Source organism: Buttiauxella agrestis ATCC 33320 (genome assembly GCF_000735355.1).
GTDB classification, from domain to species: Bacteria; Pseudomonadota; Gammaproteobacteria; order Enterobacterales; family Enterobacteriaceae; genus Buttiauxella; species Buttiauxella agrestis.
On the sequence record NZ_JMPI01000070.1, the window covers coordinates 1 to 21,011 of the forward strand.

18 protein-coding genes are annotated in these 21,011 nt (G+C 49.1%); 10 read left to right on the top strand and 8 right to left on the bottom strand.

The genetic code is table 11. The features are described from left to right. Positions 1 to 26: 26 nt before the first annotated feature. Complete coding sequence (locus GBAG_RS19410) at positions 27 to 1,946, bottom strand: PTS mannitol transporter subunit IICBA (RefSeq protein ID WP_034499395.1); 1,920 nt, start codon at positions 1,944 to 1,946, stop codon at positions 27 to 29. Positions 1,947 to 2,437: 491 nt separating this feature from the next. On the opposite strand from GBAG_RS19410, the gene GBAG_RS19415 reads away from it, so the two are divergent. The 3 genes from GBAG_RS19415 (at position 2,438) to GBAG_RS19425 (ending at position 4,538) form a co-directional block, all read left to right on the top strand. Continuing rightward, positions 2,438 to 3,046 (top strand): glutathione S-transferase, encoded by a 609-nt coding sequence (locus GBAG_RS19415; protein ID WP_034499397.1) that lies wholly within the window; start codon positions 2,438 to 2,440, stop codon positions 3,044 to 3,046. 171 nt (positions 3,047 to 3,217) lie between these two features. Continuing rightward, positions 3,218 to 3,697 carry an Hcp family type VI secretion system effector gene (locus GBAG_RS19420; RefSeq protein ID WP_034499399.1) on the top strand — a complete coding sequence of 160 codons (480 nt, stop codon included), beginning with the start codon at positions 3,218 to 3,220 and terminating at the stop codon, positions 3,695 to 3,697. A gap of 1 nt (position 3,698) precedes the next feature. Next, a complete protein-coding gene (locus GBAG_RS19425; protein ID WP_034499401.1) occupies positions 3,699 to 4,538 on the top strand; it encodes a DUF4225 domain-containing protein in 840 nt (279 codons plus the stop codon). Positions 4,539 to 4,548: 10 nt separating this feature from the next. Here GBAG_RS19425 and GBAG_RS19430 read toward each other — a convergent pair whose 3' ends face one another. Further along, a complete protein-coding gene (locus GBAG_RS19430) occupies positions 4,549 to 4,869 on the bottom strand; it encodes a hypothetical protein (RefSeq protein WP_034499402.1) in 321 nt (106 codons plus the stop codon). A 23-nt stretch (positions 4,870 to 4,892) separates the two neighbouring features. Next, positions 4,893 to 5,255, bottom strand: a complete 363-nt coding sequence (locus GBAG_RS19435; RefSeq protein WP_034499404.1) for a hypothetical protein — start codon at positions 5,253 to 5,255, stop codon at positions 4,893 to 4,895. A gap of 221 nt (positions 5,256 to 5,476) precedes the next feature. Between GBAG_RS19435 and selA the strand changes: the two genes are divergently transcribed. The 3 genes from selA (at position 5,477) to GBAG_RS19450 (ending at position 10,023) form a co-directional block, all read left to right on the top strand. Next, positions 5,477 to 6,865: an L-seryl-tRNA(Sec) selenium transferase gene (gene selA, locus GBAG_RS19440; protein WP_034499406.1), complete on the top strand. Its 1,389-nt coding sequence runs from the start codon at positions 5,477 to 5,479 to the stop codon at positions 6,863 to 6,865. Beyond that, entirely contained in the window at positions 6,862 to 8,709 is a 1,848-nt protein-coding gene (gene selB, locus GBAG_RS19445; RefSeq protein ID WP_034499408.1) for a selenocysteine-specific translation elongation factor, read from the top strand. The genes selA and selB overlap by 4 nt, the downstream gene beginning before the upstream one ends. A 234-nt stretch (positions 8,710 to 8,943) precedes the next feature. Next, entirely contained in the window at positions 8,944 to 10,023 is a 1,080-nt protein-coding gene (locus GBAG_RS19450) for a type I restriction endonuclease (protein ID WP_034499410.1), read from the top strand. Positions 10,024 to 10,078: 55 nt separating this feature from the next. Here the strand turns inward: GBAG_RS19450 and exaC are convergent, their stop codons facing one another. Then, complete coding sequence (gene exaC / locus GBAG_RS19455; RefSeq protein WP_034499412.1) at positions 10,079 to 11,617, bottom strand: acetaldehyde dehydrogenase ExaC; 1,539 nt, start codon at positions 11,615 to 11,617, stop codon at positions 10,079 to 10,081. A 189-nt stretch (positions 11,618 to 11,806) separates the two neighbouring features. Between exaC and GBAG_RS19460 the strand changes: the two genes are divergently transcribed. Further along, complete coding sequence (locus GBAG_RS19460; protein ID WP_034499414.1) at positions 11,807 to 12,676, top strand: ROK family protein; 870 nt, start codon at positions 11,807 to 11,809, stop codon at positions 12,674 to 12,676. A gap of 150 nt (positions 12,677 to 12,826) precedes the next feature. Here GBAG_RS19460 and ompA read toward each other — a convergent pair whose 3' ends face one another. Beyond that, a complete protein-coding gene (gene ompA, locus GBAG_RS19465; RefSeq protein WP_034499416.1) occupies positions 12,827 to 13,873 on the bottom strand; it encodes a porin OmpA in 1,047 nt (348 codons plus the stop codon). Positions 13,874 to 14,096: 223 nt separating this feature from the next. Beyond that, on the bottom strand, positions 14,097 to 14,726 hold the full coding sequence (locus GBAG_RS19470; RefSeq protein WP_034499418.1) for a helix-turn-helix domain-containing protein: 630 nt from the start codon (positions 14,724 to 14,726) through the stop codon (positions 14,097 to 14,099). A gap of 262 nt (positions 14,727 to 14,988) precedes the next feature. Between GBAG_RS19470 and GBAG_RS19475 the strand changes: the two genes are divergently transcribed. Both GBAG_RS19475 and GBAG_RS19480 read left to right on the top strand, forming a co-directional pair. Next, positions 14,989 to 15,333, top strand: coding sequence for a DUF3302 domain-containing protein (locus GBAG_RS19475; protein ID WP_034499420.1), 345 nt, complete (start codon positions 14,989 to 14,991; stop codon positions 15,331 to 15,333). A 20-nt stretch (positions 15,334 to 15,353) separates the two neighbouring features. Continuing rightward, positions 15,354 to 16,493, top strand: a complete 1,140-nt coding sequence (locus tag GBAG_RS19480; RefSeq protein WP_034499422.1) for an HlyD family secretion protein — start codon at positions 15,354 to 15,356, stop codon at positions 16,491 to 16,493. 45 nt (positions 16,494 to 16,538) lie between these two features. On the opposite strand, the gene GBAG_RS19485 is transcribed toward GBAG_RS19480, so the two are convergent. Next, positions 16,539 to 18,506 carry a glycoside hydrolase family 127 protein gene (locus GBAG_RS19485; RefSeq protein WP_034499423.1) on the bottom strand — a complete coding sequence of 656 codons (1,968 nt, stop codon included), beginning with the start codon at positions 18,504 to 18,506 and terminating at the stop codon, positions 16,539 to 16,541. 9 nt (positions 18,507 to 18,515) lie between these two features. Next, a complete protein-coding gene (locus tag GBAG_RS19490) occupies positions 18,516 to 19,919 on the bottom strand; it encodes an MFS transporter (RefSeq protein ID WP_034499425.1) in 1,404 nt (467 codons plus the stop codon). Between the two features lie 236 nt (positions 19,920 to 20,155). Here GBAG_RS19490 and GBAG_RS19495 point away from each other — a divergent pair, with 236 nt between their 5' ends. Beyond that, the gene (locus GBAG_RS19495) at positions 20,156 to 20,980 is read left to right on the top strand and encodes an AraC family transcriptional regulator (protein ID WP_034499427.1); all 825 of its coding nucleotides are present in this window, start codon (positions 20,156 to 20,158) and stop codon (positions 20,978 to 20,980) included. Positions 20,981 to 21,011 lie beyond the last annotated feature (31 nt).

Consider the following 21,011-nt stretch of genomic DNA (forward strand, 5'->3'; position numbering starts at 1 on the left):
GACCGTAGCCACCCGCACCACCACTGCTACTTCTTACCGGCCAGCAAATCGAGAACTTCCTGAACGCTGGTAGTATTCGCCAGGCGATCAATCACCGACTCATCATCCAGCGCGTTGGTCAGGCTGGTGATAACCTGGATGTGTTCGTTATTGCGAGCGGCAATACCGATAACCAGGCGGGCAATATCTTCACTTTCTTCACCGAAGTGAACACCGTGTGGATACTGGCAGAATACGACGCCGGTTTTCAGTACGCGGTCTTTCGCTTCAACCGTACCGTGTGGAACCGCAATACCTTCGCCCAGATAAGTTGGGGTCAGTTTTTCACGCTCAAACATCGCATCCACATATTCAGGCTGAACGTAACCGCCGTTCACCAGTTGCTCACCGGCAAAGCGAATGGCTTCTTCTTTGGTGGCAGCCGTCAGGCCGAGGAACACGTTGCCAGCGCCCAGACGGAACAGCATCTCTTCGTCAGCAACGAAGCTGTCTTCCAGGCTGCTCATGACCTTAACTTCTTTCTCGCTCAGGTTATGAGAGGCCACCAGACGCTCGGTCAGGTTGGCGTACAGGCTGCTGTCGAGGAAGTTGGTCAGGGAAATATGCTGTGCCTGTGGCACCTGGCGCATAGCGCGCTCTGTCAGGTCACGGTGCGTAATAACCAGGTCAACATCGTCTGGCAAGCTGTTGATTGCACAGTTGGTTACAGAGATATTTTTCAGGCCCGCATCGTTCACTTTCTTGCGCAGCACACCCGCACCCATCGCACTTGAACCCATGCCTGCATCACATGCCACGATGATTTTGCGCACGTGGCTCAGGTCGTTAGACAAACCTGCACCTACCGCCAGTGGCGCTGTAGCCCCTTTGGATTCTGCTTTCATCTCAGCCATACGGCGAGCTGCTGCTTCGATATCATCTTCTTCTTTCACTTTGCTGGTTTTCAGCAAGATTGCTGATACCACGAAGGAGACTGCGGTTGCTGCAACAATTGCTGCAATGTTCGCGAAGTACGCACCTTTTGGTGTCATCGCCAGAACTGCCAGGATGGAACCCGGGGATGCCGGGGAAACCAGGCCGCCGTTCAGCAGAGTCAGAGTGAACACGCCAGTCATACCGCCGAGGATAACGGCCAGGATCAGACGTGGGTTCATCAGCACATATGGGAAGTAAATTTCGTGGATACCGCCCAGGAAGTGGATGATTGCCGCGCCGCCCGCAGACTGCTTAGCATTACCACGACCGAAGAACATGTACGCCATCAGCACGCCCATACCTGGACCTGGGTTAGCTTCAATCAGGAAGAAGATTGATTTGCCCAGTTCGTGGGACTGCTGAATACCCAGCGGCGAGAAGATACCGTGGTTGATTGCGTTGTTCAGGAACAGGATTTTCGCTGGTTCTACGAAGATAGAAGCCAGTGGCAGCATGTCATGGACAACCATGAAGTTAACGCCTGCCGCCAGAACCTTGGACAGGACTTCAACCGCAGGGCCGATACCCATGAACGCCAGAATCGCCAGAATCATACCGATGATGCCAGCGGAGAAGTTGTTCACCAGCATTTCAAAGCCGGATTTAATCTTGCCGTCTACCCATGCGTCGAAATGTTTAATCGCCCAGCCGCCCAGAGGACCCGCAATCATCGCGCCGAGGAACATCGGCATATCCGCACCGACGATAACACCCATGGTTGTGATTGCGCCGACCACACCACCACGGTCGCCACCGATTAAGCGACCACCGGTATAACCGATGAGCAACGGCAGCAGGTAAGTAATCATCGGGCCGACCAGTTTCGCCAGCGTCTCGCTTGGCAACCATCCGGTTGGAATAAATAAAGCGGTGATAATACCCCAGGCGATGAATGCGCCGATGTTTGGCATTACCATGTTGCTCAGGAAACGACCAAAGCTTTGCACTCTGATCTTGATATCGGATGACATACGCACACCCCTTGTTGTGTTTACGTGCTGGGAAAGCAGCCCGAGGTTTATTGTTAATGTGGTGGCAAGCAGTGCTGCCAGATGCTCTAAGTGAGGCAAATCTGGCACTGAATCGTTAAGGTGTCCAGCGCATGGAAATTAGTGTGATGGAGATCACTCATTACAGGGTGTGACGAGTCATGATCTGGCGATCCAGATCACATAATTAGTGTGTAAAAAAAACACAGTAGCTAATTTTTGCGCATCATTGACACCTTTATGTGATAAGAGTCACATTTACTTGCTGAGACTTTGTTATTTAAATGTGATGTGATTCACAAAATATTTTACGTGGATTTTCGCGAGTGTGATCCAGGGCAGCTCCACCTGCCAAAAGCCTTTCGTTTTGTCAGAAAATTACAGCGCAGCGGCAAACAACATCGCGCGACCCCAGGCGTCTTCATAATTCCTGAACCATACTTATGCTTTGTCGATTGAAAATGGACGATGTAATGAAACTTATCGGTAATTACACCAGCCCGTACGTGCGCAAAATATCCGTCATCCTGCTGGAAAAGGGCATCACGTTTGAATTTGTGAACGACAACCCGTGGACGTCTGATAGCGTCACTCCGCAATACAACCCGCTGGGCAAAGTTCCGGCGCTGGTGACAGACGATGGCGAGTATTGGTTCGATTCCCCAATTATTGCGCAATACCTCGAGCTTTTGGACATCGCCCCTGCCCTTATCCCCCGTGACCCAAAAGCCGCCCTGCAAATGCGCCAGATTGAAGCGCTGGCAGACGGTGTAATGGACGCCGCCCTGGTTTCAGTGCGCGAACGCCAGCGCCCGATCGAGCAACAATCTGAAACAGAACTCCTGCGCCAGCGCGAAAAAATCAGCCGAGGCCTGACACTGCTCGAACAATACGCTGCGGATAAAAAACTCAATGCCGATGAACTTTGCGTGGCGACCATCGCGGTGGCTTGCGCGGTGGGCTATCTCAACTTCCGCCGGGTTTCCCCTGGCTGGTGTGTCGACCGCCCGCATTTGGTAAAGCTGGTCGAAAAACTCTTTGAACGTGAAAGTTTTGCACGGACAGAACCGCCAACGGCATGATGTTCCGTTATTAAATAGCCTCTGAGAGTTATTTTTCGGAAGAGGCTATTTATATTAATAAAAGTCCGATTTCCTATATTTAAAAACTTTTCATTTATTGTTCCTGACCCTAAGGCGTAAAAATAAAGTTATTCACTGTCTGTAATAACTCTTAGGAAAGGAATAATAACAATGTCGAATAATATCTATCTATCATTAACTGGTGAGAATCAGGGGTTAATTTCAAGCGACTGTTCTTCATATGATTCAATTGGCAACGCTTATCAGGCTACCCATCGTGACCAAATTCTTATTTACGAACTGGCCTATGCGATATCCCGGGATCAAAATGTTAACCACCAACCATTAACTTTTAAAAAGCCAATCGATAAATCCTCGCCGCTGTTAGCCTTCGCTATCTCTAACAATGAAAAGATGGATGCAGTATTTGAAGCCTATAGAACGGATAAGTCTGGCACACAATCTCTCTTTTATAGAATAAAGCTGATTAAAGCGACAATTGCAGACCTGAGTTTAGTTTCACCAAACTCACTAACCCATAATGATGCTCAACCCATCGAGAGTGTCTCATTGAAATATGAAAGTATTACTTGGGAGCATTTATCGGCGGGAACATCAAGCTATAGCTTATGGGAAGATAGGGTGTTCTGAAATGGATTATATCTTTGGTCATGATAAAGATCGCATGGATGATTACTACAGAACCATGGGGGGACTGGAAGCTCGCGCGGTTACTGAAAGTGGCCTTACCGCCGCTCAATTCATACAAAACCCCAGAGTGAGAATAGACTTTAAAAATAATCTATCTCTTTTCATCACAAATACACTAGAGATAATTGATGGTGATTACAGCTCTCAACAAAAAGCGATGGCAATAAATGAATTAAAACAAGAACGGGACTACTTAATCAAACAAGAAGGTTTAATCAGGCAGAAAAAAGCAAAGCAGTATGCTGTTGTAGATATTCAAAAAACCCAAGGCATTATGTTTTATTTTGTTAAAGAAGTTGGATTCGCCGGCGGTATAGCTGAAGTTGGAGTTGGCATTGACATGATTGGAACTGGCGTAGCGCTTAGTAGTACAGGATTGGGAGCAGTTATAGGAATTCCGGTCATCTTTTGTGGCCTAATTATCACGTTCCATGGATTTAACGCTATGCAGGAAAACGCTGGAGCTTTTATCAACTCAGACCCAGATTACAAAGGCCTGTTATCCAAAATGTATGAAGGAGGGGCTGAAATGTTAGGTTACCCCAGACAATATGGAGATCTTGTATATGGAGGCGTAGATTTAGTCACTTCAGCTAAAGGCCTATTTTCTTTTGTCACAAAGCCAGATGCATGGCGATTGTTTAAGTATTTAAATGCTGATTTAGTTATGGGATTCAGAGCCATGAGCATTCCTGCCCTGACTCTTGAATTAAGTGCAGATGGATTAACGATACAAAGCATTCAAAATAACACGCCATCCAACCCAAGAAATGAAAAATAATTACACAACATCATTCCTCCATATCTCTGACAACTCTCCTTGCTTTAAAACATAGATCTAAGCCAAGGAGTTTCATCAAAAAGAACAAAGGAACTATCATTATGCACGTTATTTGGAGTGGGTTCTTATCTTCATTTAAAATTGGGGCTACAATAGAAAGTATTAAAAGTAAAAAAAATATCACAGATAATATTACAAATCTCTTTGAAAGCTGAATAATGGTTATCTCAAGAGATAAATGATCTGTAATGGAAGCTTCTTCTATTCTGGCAATCTGTTTGTCAGAAAATCCATTTTTCTTCATAAGTTCGATTACGTTGGTATTTATCATATTCTCTCCTGAATCAAAAACATTTATGATGAAGAACTCTCACACCGCTCGGCTTCTGCATATTTTTGCTTAATGACGCACATAATTTTTCGGCATTTTATAACATAAGTCATTGCGCTAGATTTATAAATTAAAAACAATCCGGTTAAGTAAACATAGAAAATGACGCTTCCCAAAACAATACTATTTATAGACATAATTATAAAGTAACAAAAAATTGTAATAATTAGCAAAGAAAGAATTATGTTTTTGAAGTGTCGAGCAAACTCACCCATAATCCATTCAAGCGTCGCCGGATACTTTTCAGCAGTAAGGAGTAATTTCCTTACTTCCTTTTCAGTAAAGCCATTATCATTCATCAGCTTTATTAATTGCTCTTCATCCATGTTAAATTCCAATATATAAATATCAGAAAACAAATTGTAACGCTCTTTCTTAATTCAGAGAAAGATCAATGTTTAATTCATTTCGTTCCAAAAGAATTAACTCATATTAAATTTATATCCTTACTTGCAGCGCACACCCGCATTCCGAACCTAAACTCCCATGACAGAGAGCCAACTCCCCCTGTAAACTAAGGCTATATTTCACCACTCAGCGGCTTGCCATGACACCCGATCGCAACTTGTACAGCCAGCTTCCAGCTATCGATAAACTGTTACGTGACGCTTCTTTCAGCGATTTGCTACGCAATTTCGGCCACACGCAAGTGGTCAGCACCTTACGTGAAATGCTGGAAACCGCCCGCGAATACATCCGAACCCAACAACAGCTCCCGACATGGAATGGAAATTGGGCGGCTCAGGCACAAGTACAGTTGGAATCTCACCAGCGCAGTGCTCTCCAGCCCGTGTTTAACCTGACAGGCACCGTGCTGCATACCAATCTGGGCCGAGCATTGCAGGCAGAAGCGGCAATCGAAGCTGTGACCAACGCGATGCGCTTCCCGGTGACTCTGGAATATGATTTACACGGTGCAGAACGTGGGCATCGCGATAAAGCGCTGGCTGGCTTGCTTTGCGAGCTGACCGGTGCGGAAGACGCCTGCATCGTTAATAACAATGCAGCAGCGGTGTTGCTGATGCTGGCAGCCTGTGCAAGTGGTGAAAACGTGGTTGTCTCGCGCGGTGAACTGGTTGAAATCGGCGGCGCATTCCGCATTCCGGATGTGATGCGCCAGGCGGGCTGCAAATTAGTGGAAGTCGGCACCACCAACCGCACGCATCTTAAAGATTATCGTCAGGCCGCGGGTGAAAATACGGCGCTATTGATGAAAGTCCACACCAGCAATTATCAGGTGGCGGGCTTTACCAAAGCCGTCACCGAAGCCGAACTGGTGGAGCTTGGCAACGAGCTGAACATTCCGGTAGTGACCGATTTGGGCAGCGGTTCGCTGGTTGACCTCACTCAATGGGGATTGCCAGAAGAACCGATGCCGCAACAACTGATTGCCGCAGGCGTAAGTCTGGTGAGCTTCTCTGGTGATAAACTGCTCGGCGGCCCGCAAGCGGGCATTATTGTCGGCAAAAAAGATCTCATCGCCCGCATTCAAAGCCACCCGCTAAAACGTGCATTACGCGCCGATAAAATGACGCTGGCAGCCCTTGAAGCGACCTTACGTTTATATCAGCATCCGGAAACGCTGGTTGAAAGATTGCCGACGTTACGCCTGTTAACGCGTGATGCGAATGAAATCACAGAGCTTGCACAACGTCTGCTGCCTGAATTTCAGAGCCAATACGGCGAGCAATTCACAGTCTGTGTTGAGCCGTGTTTATCGCAAATTGGCAGCGGATCTTTACCGGTAGACCGATTACCAAGCTCGGCGCTGACATTCAGCCCGAAAGATGGCCGAGGCTCCACGCTTGGCGCACTCACTCAAAGCCTACGCGAATTACCCAAACCCATTATTGGCCGTATCAGCGACGGGCGTTTATGGCTGGATCTACGCTGTCTTGAAGATGAAACAGGCTTCATGGAGAACCTGAAACCATGATTATTGCGACCGCCGGGCACGTTGACCACGGCAAAACCACCCTGCTACAAGCTATAACTGGTGTGAATGCTGACCGTCTGCCGGAAGAGAAAAAACGCGGTATGACCATCGATCTCGGTTACGCCTACTGGCCGCAACCCGATGGCAAAATTCCCGGTTTCATTGATGTCCCGGGGCATGAAAAATTCCTCGCCAACATGCTGGCAGGCGTGGGTGGCATTGACCACGCGCTGTTAGTCGTCGCCTGCGACGACGGTGTGATGGCGCAAACTCGCGAGCATCTCGCCATTTTGCAATTAACCGGCAAGCCATCGTTAACCGTCGCCTTAACCAAAGCCGACCGGGTGAGCGAAGCGCGTATCGATGAAGTCCGTGAATCAGTGCTGGAAACGGTCAAAGAATTTGGCTGGCAAGATGCTGCTTTGTTTGTCACCGCAGCCACCTGCGGCACAGGGATAGATGAACTACGTGAGCACTTACTTTCACTGCCAGAGCGAGCTCATCCTCGCCAGTACCGTTTCCGGCTCGCCATTGACCGTGCTTTTACCGTAAAAGGCGCAGGTTTAGTGGTGACGGGAACCGCACTTAGCGGCGAAGTAAAAATTGGCGATTCACTTTGGCTGACAGGTGCCGATAAACCCATGCGCGTGCGCGGTTTACATGCCCAAAATAGCAAAACAGAAAGCGCATTTGCCGGGCAGCGTATCGCACTCAATATCAGTGGCGATGCCGAAAAGCTGGATATCAAACGTGGCGACTGGTTATTGGCAGAGCAACCGCTCCAGCCAGTTGAACGCGTGATTGTTCAGTTGCAAAGCCACGCACCGTTACAGCAATGGCAGCCGTTGCATATTCACCACGCCGCGAGCCACGTCACCGGACGTATTTCTCTGCTGGAAGACGATCTCGCTGAGCTGGTCCTGGATATGCCGTTGTGGCTTGCTGATAACGACCGCCTGGTGCTGCGCGATATCAGTGCTCGCGTCACATTGGCCGGTGCGAGAGCGATTCTTCTGCACGCGCCGCGCCGTGGTAAACGTCAGCCTGCATTTTTGGCCTGGTTACAGCAGCTAAAACACGCTGAAAACGACCAACAGGCGCTCGACACCCATTTGCAGCGTAGCGCTGTGACATTGAGTAATTTTGCCTGGGCGCGCCAGCTCACCGCTCAGGGCTTGCAGGAACTGCTAACCCGACCGGATTATCTGCGCGCGGGCAACAGCTTGCTGAGTGATGAAATGGCAACGCGCTGGAAGCAAAAATTGCTCGATACGCTCGAGCGTTATCATCAGCAGCACGATGACCAACCCGGCCCTGGACGCGAACGCTTACGCCGTATGGCGCTGCCTGGCGAAGACGAACCGCTGGTTCTGGCGTTAATCGAGAAAATGCGTCAGGAAGAGTTGCTTGCAAGCCGCCAGGGCTGGCTGCATCTTCCAGACCACAAACCGGGCTTCTCCGCCGAACAACTGGCGATATGGGTAAAAGTAGATGTGCTGTTTGGCGATGACCCGTGGTGGGTGCGCGATCTTGCGCGGGAAACGCAGCAAGATGAACAAACCATGCGCCAGTTACTGCGCTTTGCCGCGCAGCTTGGGCTGGTGACAGCTATCTTAAAAGACAGGTATTACCGGAACGACAGGATTCAAACCTTTGCTAATTTGATCCGCGAACTGGATCAAACGCAAGGCGCCACCAGTGCTGCCGATTTCCGCGACAGTCTCGGTGTCGGTCGCAAACTCGCGGTACAAATCCTCGAGTACTTTGACCGAATTGGCTTTACCCGCCGCCGTGGGAACGACCATTTACTGCGTGATAAGGCGTTGTTTCAAGACGATAAGTAGAGAGTAGCGGGTGCGCAGGTCTGCATCGAAGCGATTCACGCTGAGATTATGGCGATTTACCTGGCCGCGATGTAATTGCCCTGACAGGCAGCCTCTTGTAATGAGAGGCTTTCAGAGAAAATAATTTAAAATTCGTCTAAATGTCTAATTCCGTTGAGCTTACTGACGCACTTCACGTTTTTTTCTTTGCGCATAAAGGAGTATTAATGAATCTCAATGACGGAGGTTTACTCAATGGATTTTATGGAAAAATTAAACACATTATCAGCAAAAATAAAGCAGCAAGCTGGTGCGATTCAAACTGAAGAAGCAACGAAAACCGCGTTTGTCATGCCATTTATCCATAACGTATTGGGCTACGACGTCTTTGATCCTACAGAAGTTGTGCCAGAGTTTATCTGTGATGTGGGAACTAAAAAAGGTGAAAAGATTGATTACGCTATTTTTAAAAATGGCGAAGTACAAATTCTTATTGAATGTAAAAAAATTGGCGATGACCTTAATCTAAATCATGCCTCACAGTTATTCAGATATTTCCACGTTACAAATGCGCGCATATCCATTTTGACTAATGGTCAGGTTTATAAATTTTTCACCGATCTTGATTCACCTAATAAGATGGATGAAAAACCCTTTCTTGAATTTGATTTACTCGATATTGATGAATATGTTTTGCCGGAATTACGTAAACTCACTAAATCCGCATTTGATGTTGAATCCATAATTAATGCCGCAGGTGAGTTGAAGTATGTAAGTCAAATTAAGAAGATAATTAATACTCAATTTACCACTCCAGATGAAGATTTCGTAAAATTCTTTGCCTCACGAGTTTATGACGGAATCATCACGCAAAAAGTTCGGGACTCATTCACAGAGTTAACCAAGAAAGCCACCAGTCAGTTTCTTAATGACCAGATAAATGAAAGGCTGAAATCAGCCATGAGCGGTGTACAAATCCCTGCAGTAACACAGGATACTGTAACGGGTTTGGAACCTTCCGAACCTGAGGTTTCTGATGAAAGTGAAATCCAGACCACAATTGATGAACTGGAGGGTTATCACATCGTTAAAGCTATTGTGCGAACAGTTGTTGATGCGGGTCGCATTAGTCAGCGAGATACGAAAAGCTATTTTGGTATTTTACTTGATGACAACAATCGCAAACCTATCTGTCGTCTGCATTTCAATCGCACTCAGAAATACATCGGCATTTTTGATGGGGATAAAAATGAAACACGCCATCCAATTTCAACCCTGGATGAGATTTATCAGCACGCCGATATTTTGAAATCAACAGCCAGTTTGTACGATTAAATCCATTTCAATTGATGTCCTTTCCCTGTTCAGGGAAAGGACATCTCGCTTCTCGCTAGAACAACCCTAACGGCTTCTCGGAATAACTCACCAACAAGCATTTAGTCTGCTGATAATGCTCCAGCATCATTTTGTGAGTTTCACGCCCGATACCGGATTGTTTGTATCCCCCGAACGCGGCATGTGCCGGATAGGCGTGATAGCAGTTGGTCCACACGCGCCCGGCCTGAATTCCGCGCCCCATTTTGTACGCCAGGTTGCCGTTACGGCTCCAGACGCCTGCACCCAGGCCATATTCGGTATCGTTCGCCAGTTCCAAGGCTTCCTCCATGGTTTTAAACGTCGTCACGGCGAGTACCGGGCCGAAGATTTCTTCCTGGAAAACGCGCATGTTGTTTTTACCGAACAGAATGGTTGGCTCGAGGTAATAACCGGCTTTCAAATCCCCTTCCAGCGCTTTGCGACGTCCGCCGGTGAGCACATCAGCGCCCTCCTTTTTACCGATATCAATGTAGTTCAGAATGGTTTCCATCTGCCCTTGCGATACCTGCGCGCCCATCTGTGTGTTCACATCCAGCGGGTTGCCGCTGCGGATAGATTCCACGCGGCGGATGGCGCGTTCCATAAAGCGTTCGTAAATGGATTCCTGCACCAGTGCGCGGCTCGGGCAGGTGCAAACTTCGCCCTGGTTGAAAGCAAACAGCGCGAAACCTTCCAGCGCTTTGTCGAAGAAGGCGTCCTCTTCGTCCATCACATCAGCAAAGAAGATGTTTGGGGATTTGCCGCCCAGTTCCAGCGTGACTGGAATAATGTTTTGCGTCGCGTACTGCATGATTTGCTGGCCAACTTCGGTCGAGCCGGTAAACGCGACTTTGGCGATGCGTTTAGACGTCGCCAGATATTCACCGATTTCACCCCCAGCGCCGTTCACCACGTTGATGACTCCCGGCGGCAGTAAATCGCCCACCAACTCCATCAATAGCAGAACAGACAGCGGCGTTAATCGTGCCGGTTTCAGCACTATACAGTTCCCCGCAGCCAGCGCCGGAGCCATTTTCCAGCTTGCCATCAGCAACGGGAAGTTCCACGGAATAATTTGCGCGACGACACCGAGCGGTTCGTGGAAGTGATACGCCACCGTATCGCCATCAACTTCACTGATGCCACCTTCTTGCGCACGAATACAGGATGCAAAGTAGCGGAAATGGTCGATAGCCAAAGGCACGTCTGCGCCGCTGGTTTCACGAATCGGTTTGCCGTTATCCCAGGTTTCTGCCGCCGCCAGCAGCTCAATATTCTGCTCCATACGGTCGGCAATTTTCAGCAGGATATTGGCGCGATCCTGAATGGACATGCCGCCCCAGCCTGCTTTAGCTTCATGCGCCGCATCCAGGGCAAGGTCGATATCACCTTTGCTGGAACTGGCGATTTCACAGAGCGGTTGGCCGGTGACGGGCGTCAGGTTTTCGTAGTATTTACCGTCGACCGGCGGTACCCATTGGCCACCAATAAAGTTGTCGTAACGAGGCTTAAGTTTGAGCGGGAAACCATATTCGCCGGGAATAATTCGGGTATCGGGAGGATTATTTGTCATGGGGTTCTCCTTGTCGGTTTGCACTCTCAAGCGTAGACGCCACAGGTGATTTCTTCGCCAGTGTTTGGAGGCTTTACGACACCGATCACGGATTAAACATCTGCTGATTCGGAGTAATCAATCAGCAGGTTATTGGTTTTGATACATACTTAAAGATTCATTTTTCCCGTTACACAATTAGGAATGCTTATGCGGCTGTTTATAGGCTTCGATGTCGGAGGTACTCATGTTAAGCACGGTTTGTTCACTGAAGAGGGAGAGGTGCTTATCGCCGAAGAATATGACACTCACTACGACAAGCAGCTGTTTCTGGATGCATGGCAAAGCGTGGTGGCGGGGTATCGGCAGCATAATGAAATTGCCGGTATTGCTATCAGCTTCCCCGGATACATAAACCCGCACACAGGTAATGTCCCCAAGGCTGGCGCCCTGGAGTTTCTGGATGGTAGCAATCTTCTGGAAATTTTTGGCGCACTGACTGACCTTCCAGTCACCGTTGAAAATGACGCCAACTGTGCTGCACTCGGTGAAATGTGGCTGGGTGCGGGCAACGAATACGACTCCCTGGTTTGCGTCACTATTGGTACGGGCATCGGCGGCGGCATTATTGTGAACCGCGAGCTAATGCGCGGCTCGCACTTTCGGGCCGGTGAATTTGGCGTGCTGCCGGTGGGCAAATATGGCGAAGACATGCACCAACTGGCATCGGCCAAAGGGCTGATGGACGCCTGTCGCCGCGAGATGAATATTCCCGCCGATGAGAAAATCCGCGGCCAGGATATTTTCGCCCGCGCCGAAACCGATCTTCATATTCAGGGCGTTATCGACAACTGGGTAAAATACCTGGCACGTGGCATTTATAGCGTGGTGTCGCTGTTTGACCCGCAGGCTATTTTGCTCGGCGGCGGCGTCAGTACGCAGCCCATGCTGTACCCGATGCTTGAGCGGCATCTGGAAGGTTTCAAATTCTGGGACGTGCTGAAAGTGCCAATTCGCCCCTGCAAACTGGGGAATAAAGCGGGCATGTTAGGCGCCGTATGGCTGGCAAAACAGAAGTAGTCCAGACGCAAAAAAGCCCGGCGAAGAGACCGGGCAACGGACGATAGTAAAACTTTTTATTTTATATGCTGCACATCAAGGTTCTGTTTACCCAAAATAATTCAAGTCTTTGTAGGGTGGATAAGCGAAGCGTCATCCACCAGATTTGAATTATTTTTCGCCAGCAATCTCAACCACTACGCGGCGATCCGGTGCCAGGCAGTCGATAAGCTGTGATTTTGACATGTTGTTATCGCAGCTATTGCCGGTAACAGGATCACTCTCACCACGGCCTTCAGCACGTACGTTTTGAGCAGGCATACCTTGTGCCACCAACGCATCAACCACGGCTTGCGCACGCTGAGAAGAAAGCTGCTGATTGTAGTTTTCTGAACCCAGGCGATCGCTGTAACCGACTACCGTCGTCGAGCTGTTTTTCGCCGCCTGCATTTCCGGGCTGCTATACAGCTGCGAAATTGCCGCGTGGCCTTCTGGCGTCAGTTCTGCGGAATTAAAGCCGAACAGCACATCAGATTTCAGATTGAATTTTTTCACTTCGGGCGCTGCTGCCACTGGTGCAACAACAGGTGCCAAAACGGCGTCATCATGCTGGCCGAAACGGTACACAATACCCGCTGAAACAGAGCTTACATCGCTACTGATACCAATCTGGTTGGAGTTACCGACGTTACTCACCCATTGGTATTCCAGGCGACCCGCCCAGTTTTTAGTGAAGGCATATTCAGTACCGACTGCGGCCAGTGGGCGCACGCCAGTTTCAAAATCGCTACGACCTGCGCCGCTGGTTTCTGCGCGATAACCCATCGCACCAGCACGGCCATAGATATCCCAGCTATCAGTCAAACCGTAGCTGGCTTTCAGAGACAGTTGCAGGCCCTGGCTTTTCATTTTCGCGCCAGAAACGCCGTTATTACCGTTAATACCCATGTTGCCGAGGTAGTCATAACCCCCTTCCACCGCTAACCATGGCAGAACCTGATAACCTGCAAACACACCACCGCTGACATTATCTTTATCGAAATCGAAGTCAGTCGCGTTGCTCACGTTATCGTTGAAATCTTTGTTGCCGCTGGCATCAAAATAGTGGGACCAGCCCATTTTAGCGCCGCCGTACCAGGTGTTCGCGTCTGCCGCAGCAAATACGTTAGAAACTGCGCAAGCATTCAGCACGATTAAAGCCACAAGAGTCTTTTTCATATATTCCCTAACATATCCAGTTTCTGAGCAAACGACTCAGAATTAAAAACCATAAGTTTGTCGACACGGATAATAGAGAGATAGTTCACTCATTTGAAATTATAATAAGTTTATTTTTAAACGTTTTATTTTCAACGACGTTAATTACCAGACACCATCATATAATGGAGACTGGTAATTAACATAAAGTGCTAAAGCCACATGCTTATTTCTTTCGCACGCGTCAAATCTTCTCGGGCAATTCATTCATTTCAATTAAATAGCCGCCTCTTTTCAGAGAGAGATAATTGGCTTCCTTTAACGCAAACAAAACATTAAGCACGCTGCTGCGTGATAAGTGCGTTCTTTCCTGAATATATTCAAGGACGGAAACACGCATTCTTGTTTCCAGCGGTAACTGAATGATTTCCTGTAAATGGTTGCAAATAACGGAATAGGTACGCTGTTGAACAACCAGATCGTCACGATAAAAGAGGTAACTATTAAAGTAAGCTAAGGTAATAGAAACGTCACGCCACAGGTTTTGTTGGTCGAATATTTCCATGGCTTTTTTAGCGCTGACTCGCAATATAGTGGAATCAACATCAACGCGCAGAATATGGCAGCGTGAAGGTTGAAGCGCCTCCGCTAAGCCAAACAGATGCGGAACGTAGGCACCGGCAATCACCAGCCCGTCTGTTACGCGCAACACGGACAACTCACCTTGCATAAAGAGATATAACTGCGCTTCGCCCTTGTATTCCCAGTGCAATCTTTTACGTGGTACCACGCTCATTTCTGTACTGAAAGGCTTCAGTGCTTCAAGTAAACGCCCAATTGATTCATCCGGTCTGACGGGGGCAGATAACGGCATAGTTTTTCCTCAGTGAATGACTTCAATATGATTATATACATTTTTCCAGAAATTTATAAATAAATAAATAAAAGTCACATTGAGCAGCATGCGTTATCCTGGCATCATCACAAACGTAACAAATGAATATCCAGAAACAATTTATCCTCAGTTAAAATAATAACATACGCCCTCAAAATTTAATTTTAATTAAATTATCAGTAGCCAATTCCACTATTTACCCCTACCTTTTCCGGTCCCCATTTCACCGGAAATTATTCTTATGTTTTTAGATTATTTCGCGCTGGGCTTATTGTGCTTTGCCGCTCTGGCCGTGTTTTACGGAATAATTGTCATTCACGATATTCCCTACGAAATCGCCGTTGAGCGCAATCACCCTCATCAGGACGCTATTCACGCCGCCGGATGGGTCAGTCTCTTAACGCTACATGTGTTATGGCCTTTTATTTGGATTTGGGCAATGTTGTACCGCGAAGACCGAGGCTGGGGCTTTCGTGCTAAAGAAAGCGATAACATGGCACAACTGCAAGCCCGTCTCGCGCTGCTTGAGCAACAACTCGCGGCGCAAAGCGTCAACAGCCAGAAAGATTCACCCCATTCAGACTAATTAAATGACCAGGAAATATCGTGGAATTATTACTGCTCCTTATTTATGCTGCCATTTGTATTTGTATATTTAAACTTTTTAAAATACCTCTTAATAAATGGTCAGTGCCAACGGCAATATTGGGTGGGGTTATTCTGTTAAGCAGTCTGGTCCTGACGATGAATTATAACCATCCGTACACTGAACGAGCACAGATGCTGACCGTAACGGTGCCGATTATTCCTGAGGTTCAGGGAACGGTGACCAGGGTCACTCAGGACACGAATAAGATGTTGAAGAAAGGAGATTTTCTTTTCAGCATTGACCCCACGCCTTACCAGTCAAAAGTCGATGTGATTAAAGGCGAAATTGAAACTGCGCAGCAAAATGTCGAAGTTCTCAAAGCCCGGCTCGCCTCGCAAACCGCCGATATCGAACAATACAAAGCCAACCGCGACCTGGCGTTAAAAGATGCCAACCGTTATCGCGAAGGCAGCCGCGACCGCATGAAAAGCCCATTTACCGATCAAGAAGTCGTCAGCGCGCAGGAACACGCACTGGCGGCACAAGCACAATGGCGTTCGGCACAGGCGAAACGTGAGCAAACCAAAGCGCAACTGGATGCATTAGTGGGCAGCGAAAACGCCACGGTCTATAAGCTCGAATCGAGCCTGAAAGAGGCGCAATACTACCTCGACAGAACCACCGTTCGCGCACCTGAAGCGGGTTATGTTACCCAAGTCTTACTTAAACCCGGCATGTTCTTACGTCCGCTGCCGCTTCGTCCGGCAATGGTATTTGTCCCTGAGCAAAAAACCGATATTTATGCGGCATTCCGCCAAAATTCAGCGTTACGTTTACACGCAGGCGACAAAGCCGAGGTGGTGTTTAACGGTCTGCCGGGCAAAGTCTTCCCAGGCACGGTGAAGCAGATACTGCCTGTGGTCGCTAATAGCAGCTTCCAGGCACAGGGGTTCTTGCAGGGGTTGAGTCAGAATCCAGGGCTAGACGGTATTTATGCAGACATTACCCTGGACCCGAATTCCGCTATCGACGCGCTGCCGAAAGGGACGACCGCCCAGGCGGCGGTGTACACCGAGCACGTGGAGCATTTGTCGATTCTGCGCAAAATCCTGCTGCGCATGACAAGCTGGACGCACTACCTTTATATCGATCACTGACCGATCGACGGGATCTCTGGCAGCAGAGATCCCGTCGATCGCGGATTACTCGCCGTTAACCCAGATCCGCATTTCCCCTTCCCCACGGTTCGCCCAACTAAACCACGGAATAAAGGTCAGCTTTTTCGCTGCGGTTTTTACTGGCGAATTATCATAGTGATACAACGCCTGTGAAGATGCCTGCTCACATGACTTACGCTCGCCGTCAGCCTGAATCAGCACTTTGTGGGCGAACAAACCTTTGCCTTCAATCAGGCTGAAGGTGCTCTCTTTCGGCAAATACAGGTTATGCAGTTCGGCACCGTTATCCGCCTCTTCCAGGCAATAAACCAGCGGCCCACGCTGCACCGCGACTTTGCCTGCAATATGGCGCAGCAACGGATTGCCGTAAACGCGACGAACCGGCATCGGCAGCGTCAGGCTGATGCGGTCGCCCTCCTGCCATTCGCGGTTAAGATGCAGATAACCTTTGCGAATTTCCCCTTCACAGTTTTCGCCATTCAGCAGAACCTGCGGGTTTTCGCACCAGTCCGGTAAACGCAGCGCAATAGTATGCTGCACGGCTTGCGGCGACGTCACGGCAATGTCTATCTGCTCATCCCACGGATAATTACCGCTGATTTTCAGGCGCAGATCTTTGCCGCTCACCGGCACTGCCATTTCGTTACCGACATACAAATGCACATACAGCGCTTCCGGCTGCGGCGTGTAAATATAATGGCCGAGCGAAGTCAGCACGCGGGCGATGTTCGGCGGGCAGCAGGCGCAACCAAACCAGCGTTGGCGAACCGGTTTTACATGGTCGTAAATATGGTTGAAGGCCAGCGTTTTCGGGTGCACTTCCAACGGGTTCACATAGAAGAAATGTTTGCCATCCAGCGCCATTCCACCAAGAACCGTGTTGTATAGCGCGCGTTCCATCACGTCGGCAAAGCGGCTGTCGGCTTCCATTTGCAGCATGCGGCGGGCGTACATCATCAGCCCAATGGAAGCACAGCTTTCGGCGTACACCGTGTCATTCGGCAGATCGTAATCAGAGCTGAACGCTTCGCCGCTGCTTTGCGAACCGATACCGCCTGTAATGTACAGCTGGCGCTGCACCATGTTGTCCCACAGGCGCAGGCAGGTCTGGCGTTTTTCTTCATCTTTATGCAGCCGCGCCAGGTGCGCGACGCCTGCCATTAAATAGACAAAACGCACCGCGTGGCCGATAGCTGTTTGTTGCAACGCCAGCGGTTCATGCGCCTGGCTGTAGGCTTTGTCTTTCACCATCCAGGCTGGGCCGTGAATGTTCCAGTGCGAGGTACGCCCACGTTTTTCATATTCGATATCGTAAAAATGCGGCTGCGCTCCACGTTCTTCAACGAAGTAATTCACCAGATTTAGATAGCGCGGATTGTCCGTCACTTCATATAAACGCATCAGCGCCAGTTCGATTTCCGGATGGCCTGGATAGCCATGAAGCTGATTAACGCCAGGGCCAAACACGCGGTCGATATGGTCAGCCAGACGGCATACCACATCCAGCAGGCGGCGTTTTCCGGTCGCCTGAAAGAACGCGACACCCGCTTCAATCATGTGCCCAGCGCAGTAAAGCTCGTGGCATTCAGCGAGGTTCGTCCAGCGCTCATCCGGAGCTTTTACGGTGAACCAGGTATTCAGATAACCGTCTTCGCACTGCGCCGCCTCCACCAGTTCGATAACGTCATCGGCAGTTTTTTCAAGCTCCGCATCCGGCTTCTGGCACAGCGACCACGCCACCGCTTCGAGCCATTTCGCCACGTCGCTGTCCTGGAAAACCATGCCGTAGAACTCGCCTTCTTTGCGCCCCGCCGCGATTTCAAAGTTTTCGATGGCGTGGCTCGGGTCCGCTTCGGGAATGCGGTCGTTCAGGGCATCCCACTGATACGGGATCACCACGTCGCGCACCAAACGCTGGTACTGGCCTAAAAACGCATCGGTCACTTTCAGTTGGTGCAGGTCTACTTCCTGTAAAATATCAGGCTGATTCATAACAACTCCTCAGGCGGTCTGGACATGGCGCTGACGTAAGTCAGTGGAAATCTGCGCCATCATAGGATTATTCAAACGGCAACGGCGAATCGCCAGAGCCAGTAACAGGTGGAATGCGGCTGGCAGCAGGGTTTCCAGCGCGGTAATGCCAGAAAGTGAGGCCGCCGTCTGGTGTTCCGGGCCGGGTTGATAGGCCACGAAAATAAACACCAGGCTGATGATCCCGGCGCTGGCAGCCCAGGCTAATTTGATGAAGAAAAGATTAAATGCGAAGTTCATCCCCGATGAACGCACGCCGGTTTTCCACTCGCCGTAGTCATCGGCAAACGCCATGATGGAAAAGTGCAGTGGCAGAGTAAATCCAAGAATGATGCCGTTAGCCAAAATCACCAGCAGCCATAAGGTCTGGAACGCCGCGCCCGTTGGCAAAAGCCACATCCCCGCGGCCAACGCCGCTAAAACCAGGTTGGTGTAATAGTAGAGTTTTACGGTATCAAAGCGTTTGGCGAGCGGGTTCACAATCACCGCGCCAAGAATGGATGCGAATGTCACCATCGTGAAGAATAGTGAGGCAAACCCGGCGCTGCCTTGCAGCACATAAGTAATGAAATACATGTAGCCGCCGCCGCGCAGGTTAAACACGTTAATGAGCAGGAACGACATCACCAGGCTCAGTAATAGCTGGTCGTTTTTACGCAAACCCGCCAGGTGTTCGCGCAGGGTAAATTTGCCCATCAGCGCCAGCGGCACTCGTTCGCGCACCCAGAAGAAGCAGCACAGGAACATCACCACCGCCACAGCACACAAAATGCCAACGCCCATCTGGTAGCCCTTCGCGGCATTTCCCTGGCCGATGATTTCCACCAACCACGGCAGGCCAACCGACACTAAGAAGCCCGCCACACCGCACAACACAAAGCGCCAGGACTGGCAGGAAATCACTTCATCGTGGCGCGTGGTCATGGTGTTGATTAGTGCGCAATAAGGCACGTTAATGGCGGTGTAACCCACTGAAAGCAGGAGATAAGTGCCGAATGCCCAGAGGATTTTCATATTGGCGCTAAGATCCGGCACGGTAAACGTCAGCACGCCGATCACGCCAATTGGCACTGCAACCCACAACTGCCATGGGCGGAAGCGACCAAAACGGCTTTGTGTACGGTCAGCCAGAATGCCCATCAGCGGGTCAGAAATCGCGTCGAAAACACGTAATGCAATAAACAACGTGCCGACAATCGCAGGGGTTAAACCGAATACATCGGTGTAGAAAAAAGTCAGGAAGTTCATGATAAGGCAGGTAATAACCGTTCCGCCTGCATCACCTAATCCGTAACCTATTTTCTCGCGTACCGAGAGCCTGTCATTTAAATCTGTAGCCGCAATATCAGTATTATTTATAGGGGTAGAGGTCATGATTTATTTACACCTCGTTTCAGATTAAGAACCGGAAGTTTTTATTATTGATTTAGTACCCCAATAAATTGGCACCCAATCTAAATACCAACAAGGCGATAGAAAAGTATAAAAAGATGACAATTCCGACCTGAGGATAAAACTGTGAAGGAGATCGCCAAACGCCTGCGACAAATCCACCGCCCGGTTTATTTTATCTACACTATCGCGGGAGAATGGACTTGAGGATTACGTAATTGTTTGATTTAAAAATATCTTTACCACTTCGCGTGCAAAACGGCGGTTTGTTTATTTCACGTGGCGTGGGCAGCCATCCACAGCGGGAACTGGACTCGTGGGAGCTGATTTTCGTTGAAAAAGGGACACTTACGATCAAGGAAGAGGACACGCTTTTTAGCGTTAAGGCGGGGGAAAGTTTATTACTCTGGCCACATCGGAAACATGTCGGGGTAGGCAACTTCCCGGCGGATTTAAAATTTTACTGGCTGCATTTTGAACTCAACTCACAGGGTGATAATCCATCAGACTACCCGGTTTCATTAATTTCTATGCCACAGCATGGGCAAGTGATTAATCCACAATATGTTATTTCTTTATTTCGCCAGTTTTTAAGCGAACAGGAGACCATTAACCGCAGCGACTCGCTGGAGCTCATTTTATTGTTGATCATGCAGCAACTTTCAGTGGCAGCGAATGACAATCCCCAGGCTGACAACATCGGCGTGGCGTTGGCGTATAAAGCCCAGCAGCTAATCCGTACACAATTTCATATGCCGGTTTCGACGTCATCACTCGCCAATCAATTACATTGCAATGCGGATTATCTTGGCCGTGTTTACCGGCAGACATTTGAATTAACCATCACCGAGGCTATTCACCGCCAGCGCGTACTAAGTGCAGAGAAAATGCTGATTAGCGATTCATGTTCGTTAAGCGAAGTGGCGCAGCGCAGTGGGTTTCAGGATGTGGGCTATTTCAGGAAGGTGTTTCGTAAAACGATGGGATTGACGCCCGCAGCATGGAAGCGGCGCTATTGTAAGGTGCATATTAATTCGGATTAGAGGCGAGTAACGTTGCATTACCCGCCTTTAT

Bases quoted from the DNA above. Each gene is read 5' to 3' on its own strand.
- GBAG_RS19410 (WP_034499395.1), bottom strand. From the start codon at position 1,946: ATGTCATCCGATATCAAGATCAGAGTGCAAAGCTTTGGTCGTTTCCTG.
- GBAG_RS19415 (WP_034499397.1), top strand. From the start codon at position 2,438: ATGAAACTTATCGGTAATTACACCAGCCCGTACGTGCGCAAAATATCC.
- GBAG_RS19420 (WP_034499399.1), top strand. From the start codon at position 3,218: ATGTCGAATAATATCTATCTATCATTAACTGGTGAGAATCAGGGGTTA.
- GBAG_RS19425 (WP_034499401.1), top strand. From the start codon at position 3,699: ATGGATTATATCTTTGGTCATGATAAAGATCGCATGGATGATTACTAC.
- GBAG_RS19430 (WP_034499402.1), bottom strand. From the start codon at position 4,869: ATGATAAATACCAACGTAATCGAACTTATGAAGAAAAATGGATTTTCT.
- GBAG_RS19435 (WP_034499404.1), bottom strand. From the start codon at position 5,255: ATGGATGAAGAGCAATTAATAAAGCTGATGAATGATAATGGCTTTACT.
- selA (WP_034499406.1), top strand. From the start codon at position 5,477: ATGACACCCGATCGCAACTTGTACAGCCAGCTTCCAGCTATCGATAAA.
- selB (WP_034499408.1), top strand. From the start codon at position 6,862: ATGATTATTGCGACCGCCGGGCACGTTGACCACGGCAAAACCACCCTG.
- GBAG_RS19450 (WP_034499410.1), top strand. From the start codon at position 8,944: ATGGATTTTATGGAAAAATTAAACACATTATCAGCAAAAATAAAGCAG.
- exaC (WP_034499412.1), bottom strand. From the start codon at position 11,617: ATGACAAATAATCCTCCCGATACCCGAATTATTCCCGGCGAATATGGT.
- GBAG_RS19460 (WP_034499414.1), top strand. From the start codon at position 11,807: ATGCGGCTGTTTATAGGCTTCGATGTCGGAGGTACTCATGTTAAGCAC.
- ompA (WP_034499416.1), bottom strand. From the start codon at position 13,873: ATGAAAAAGACTCTTGTGGCTTTAATCGTGCTGAATGCTTGCGCAGTT.
- GBAG_RS19470 (WP_034499418.1), bottom strand. From the start codon at position 14,726: ATGCCGTTATCTGCCCCCGTCAGACCGGATGAATCAATTGGGCGTTTA.
- GBAG_RS19475 (WP_034499420.1), top strand. From the start codon at position 14,989: ATGTTTTTAGATTATTTCGCGCTGGGCTTATTGTGCTTTGCCGCTCTG.
- GBAG_RS19485 (WP_034499423.1), bottom strand. From the start codon at position 18,506: ATGAATCAGCCTGATATTTTACAGGAAGTAGACCTGCACCAACTGAAA.
- GBAG_RS19490 (WP_034499425.1), bottom strand. From the start codon at position 19,919: ATGACCTCTACCCCTATAAATAATACTGATATTGCGGCTACAGATTTA.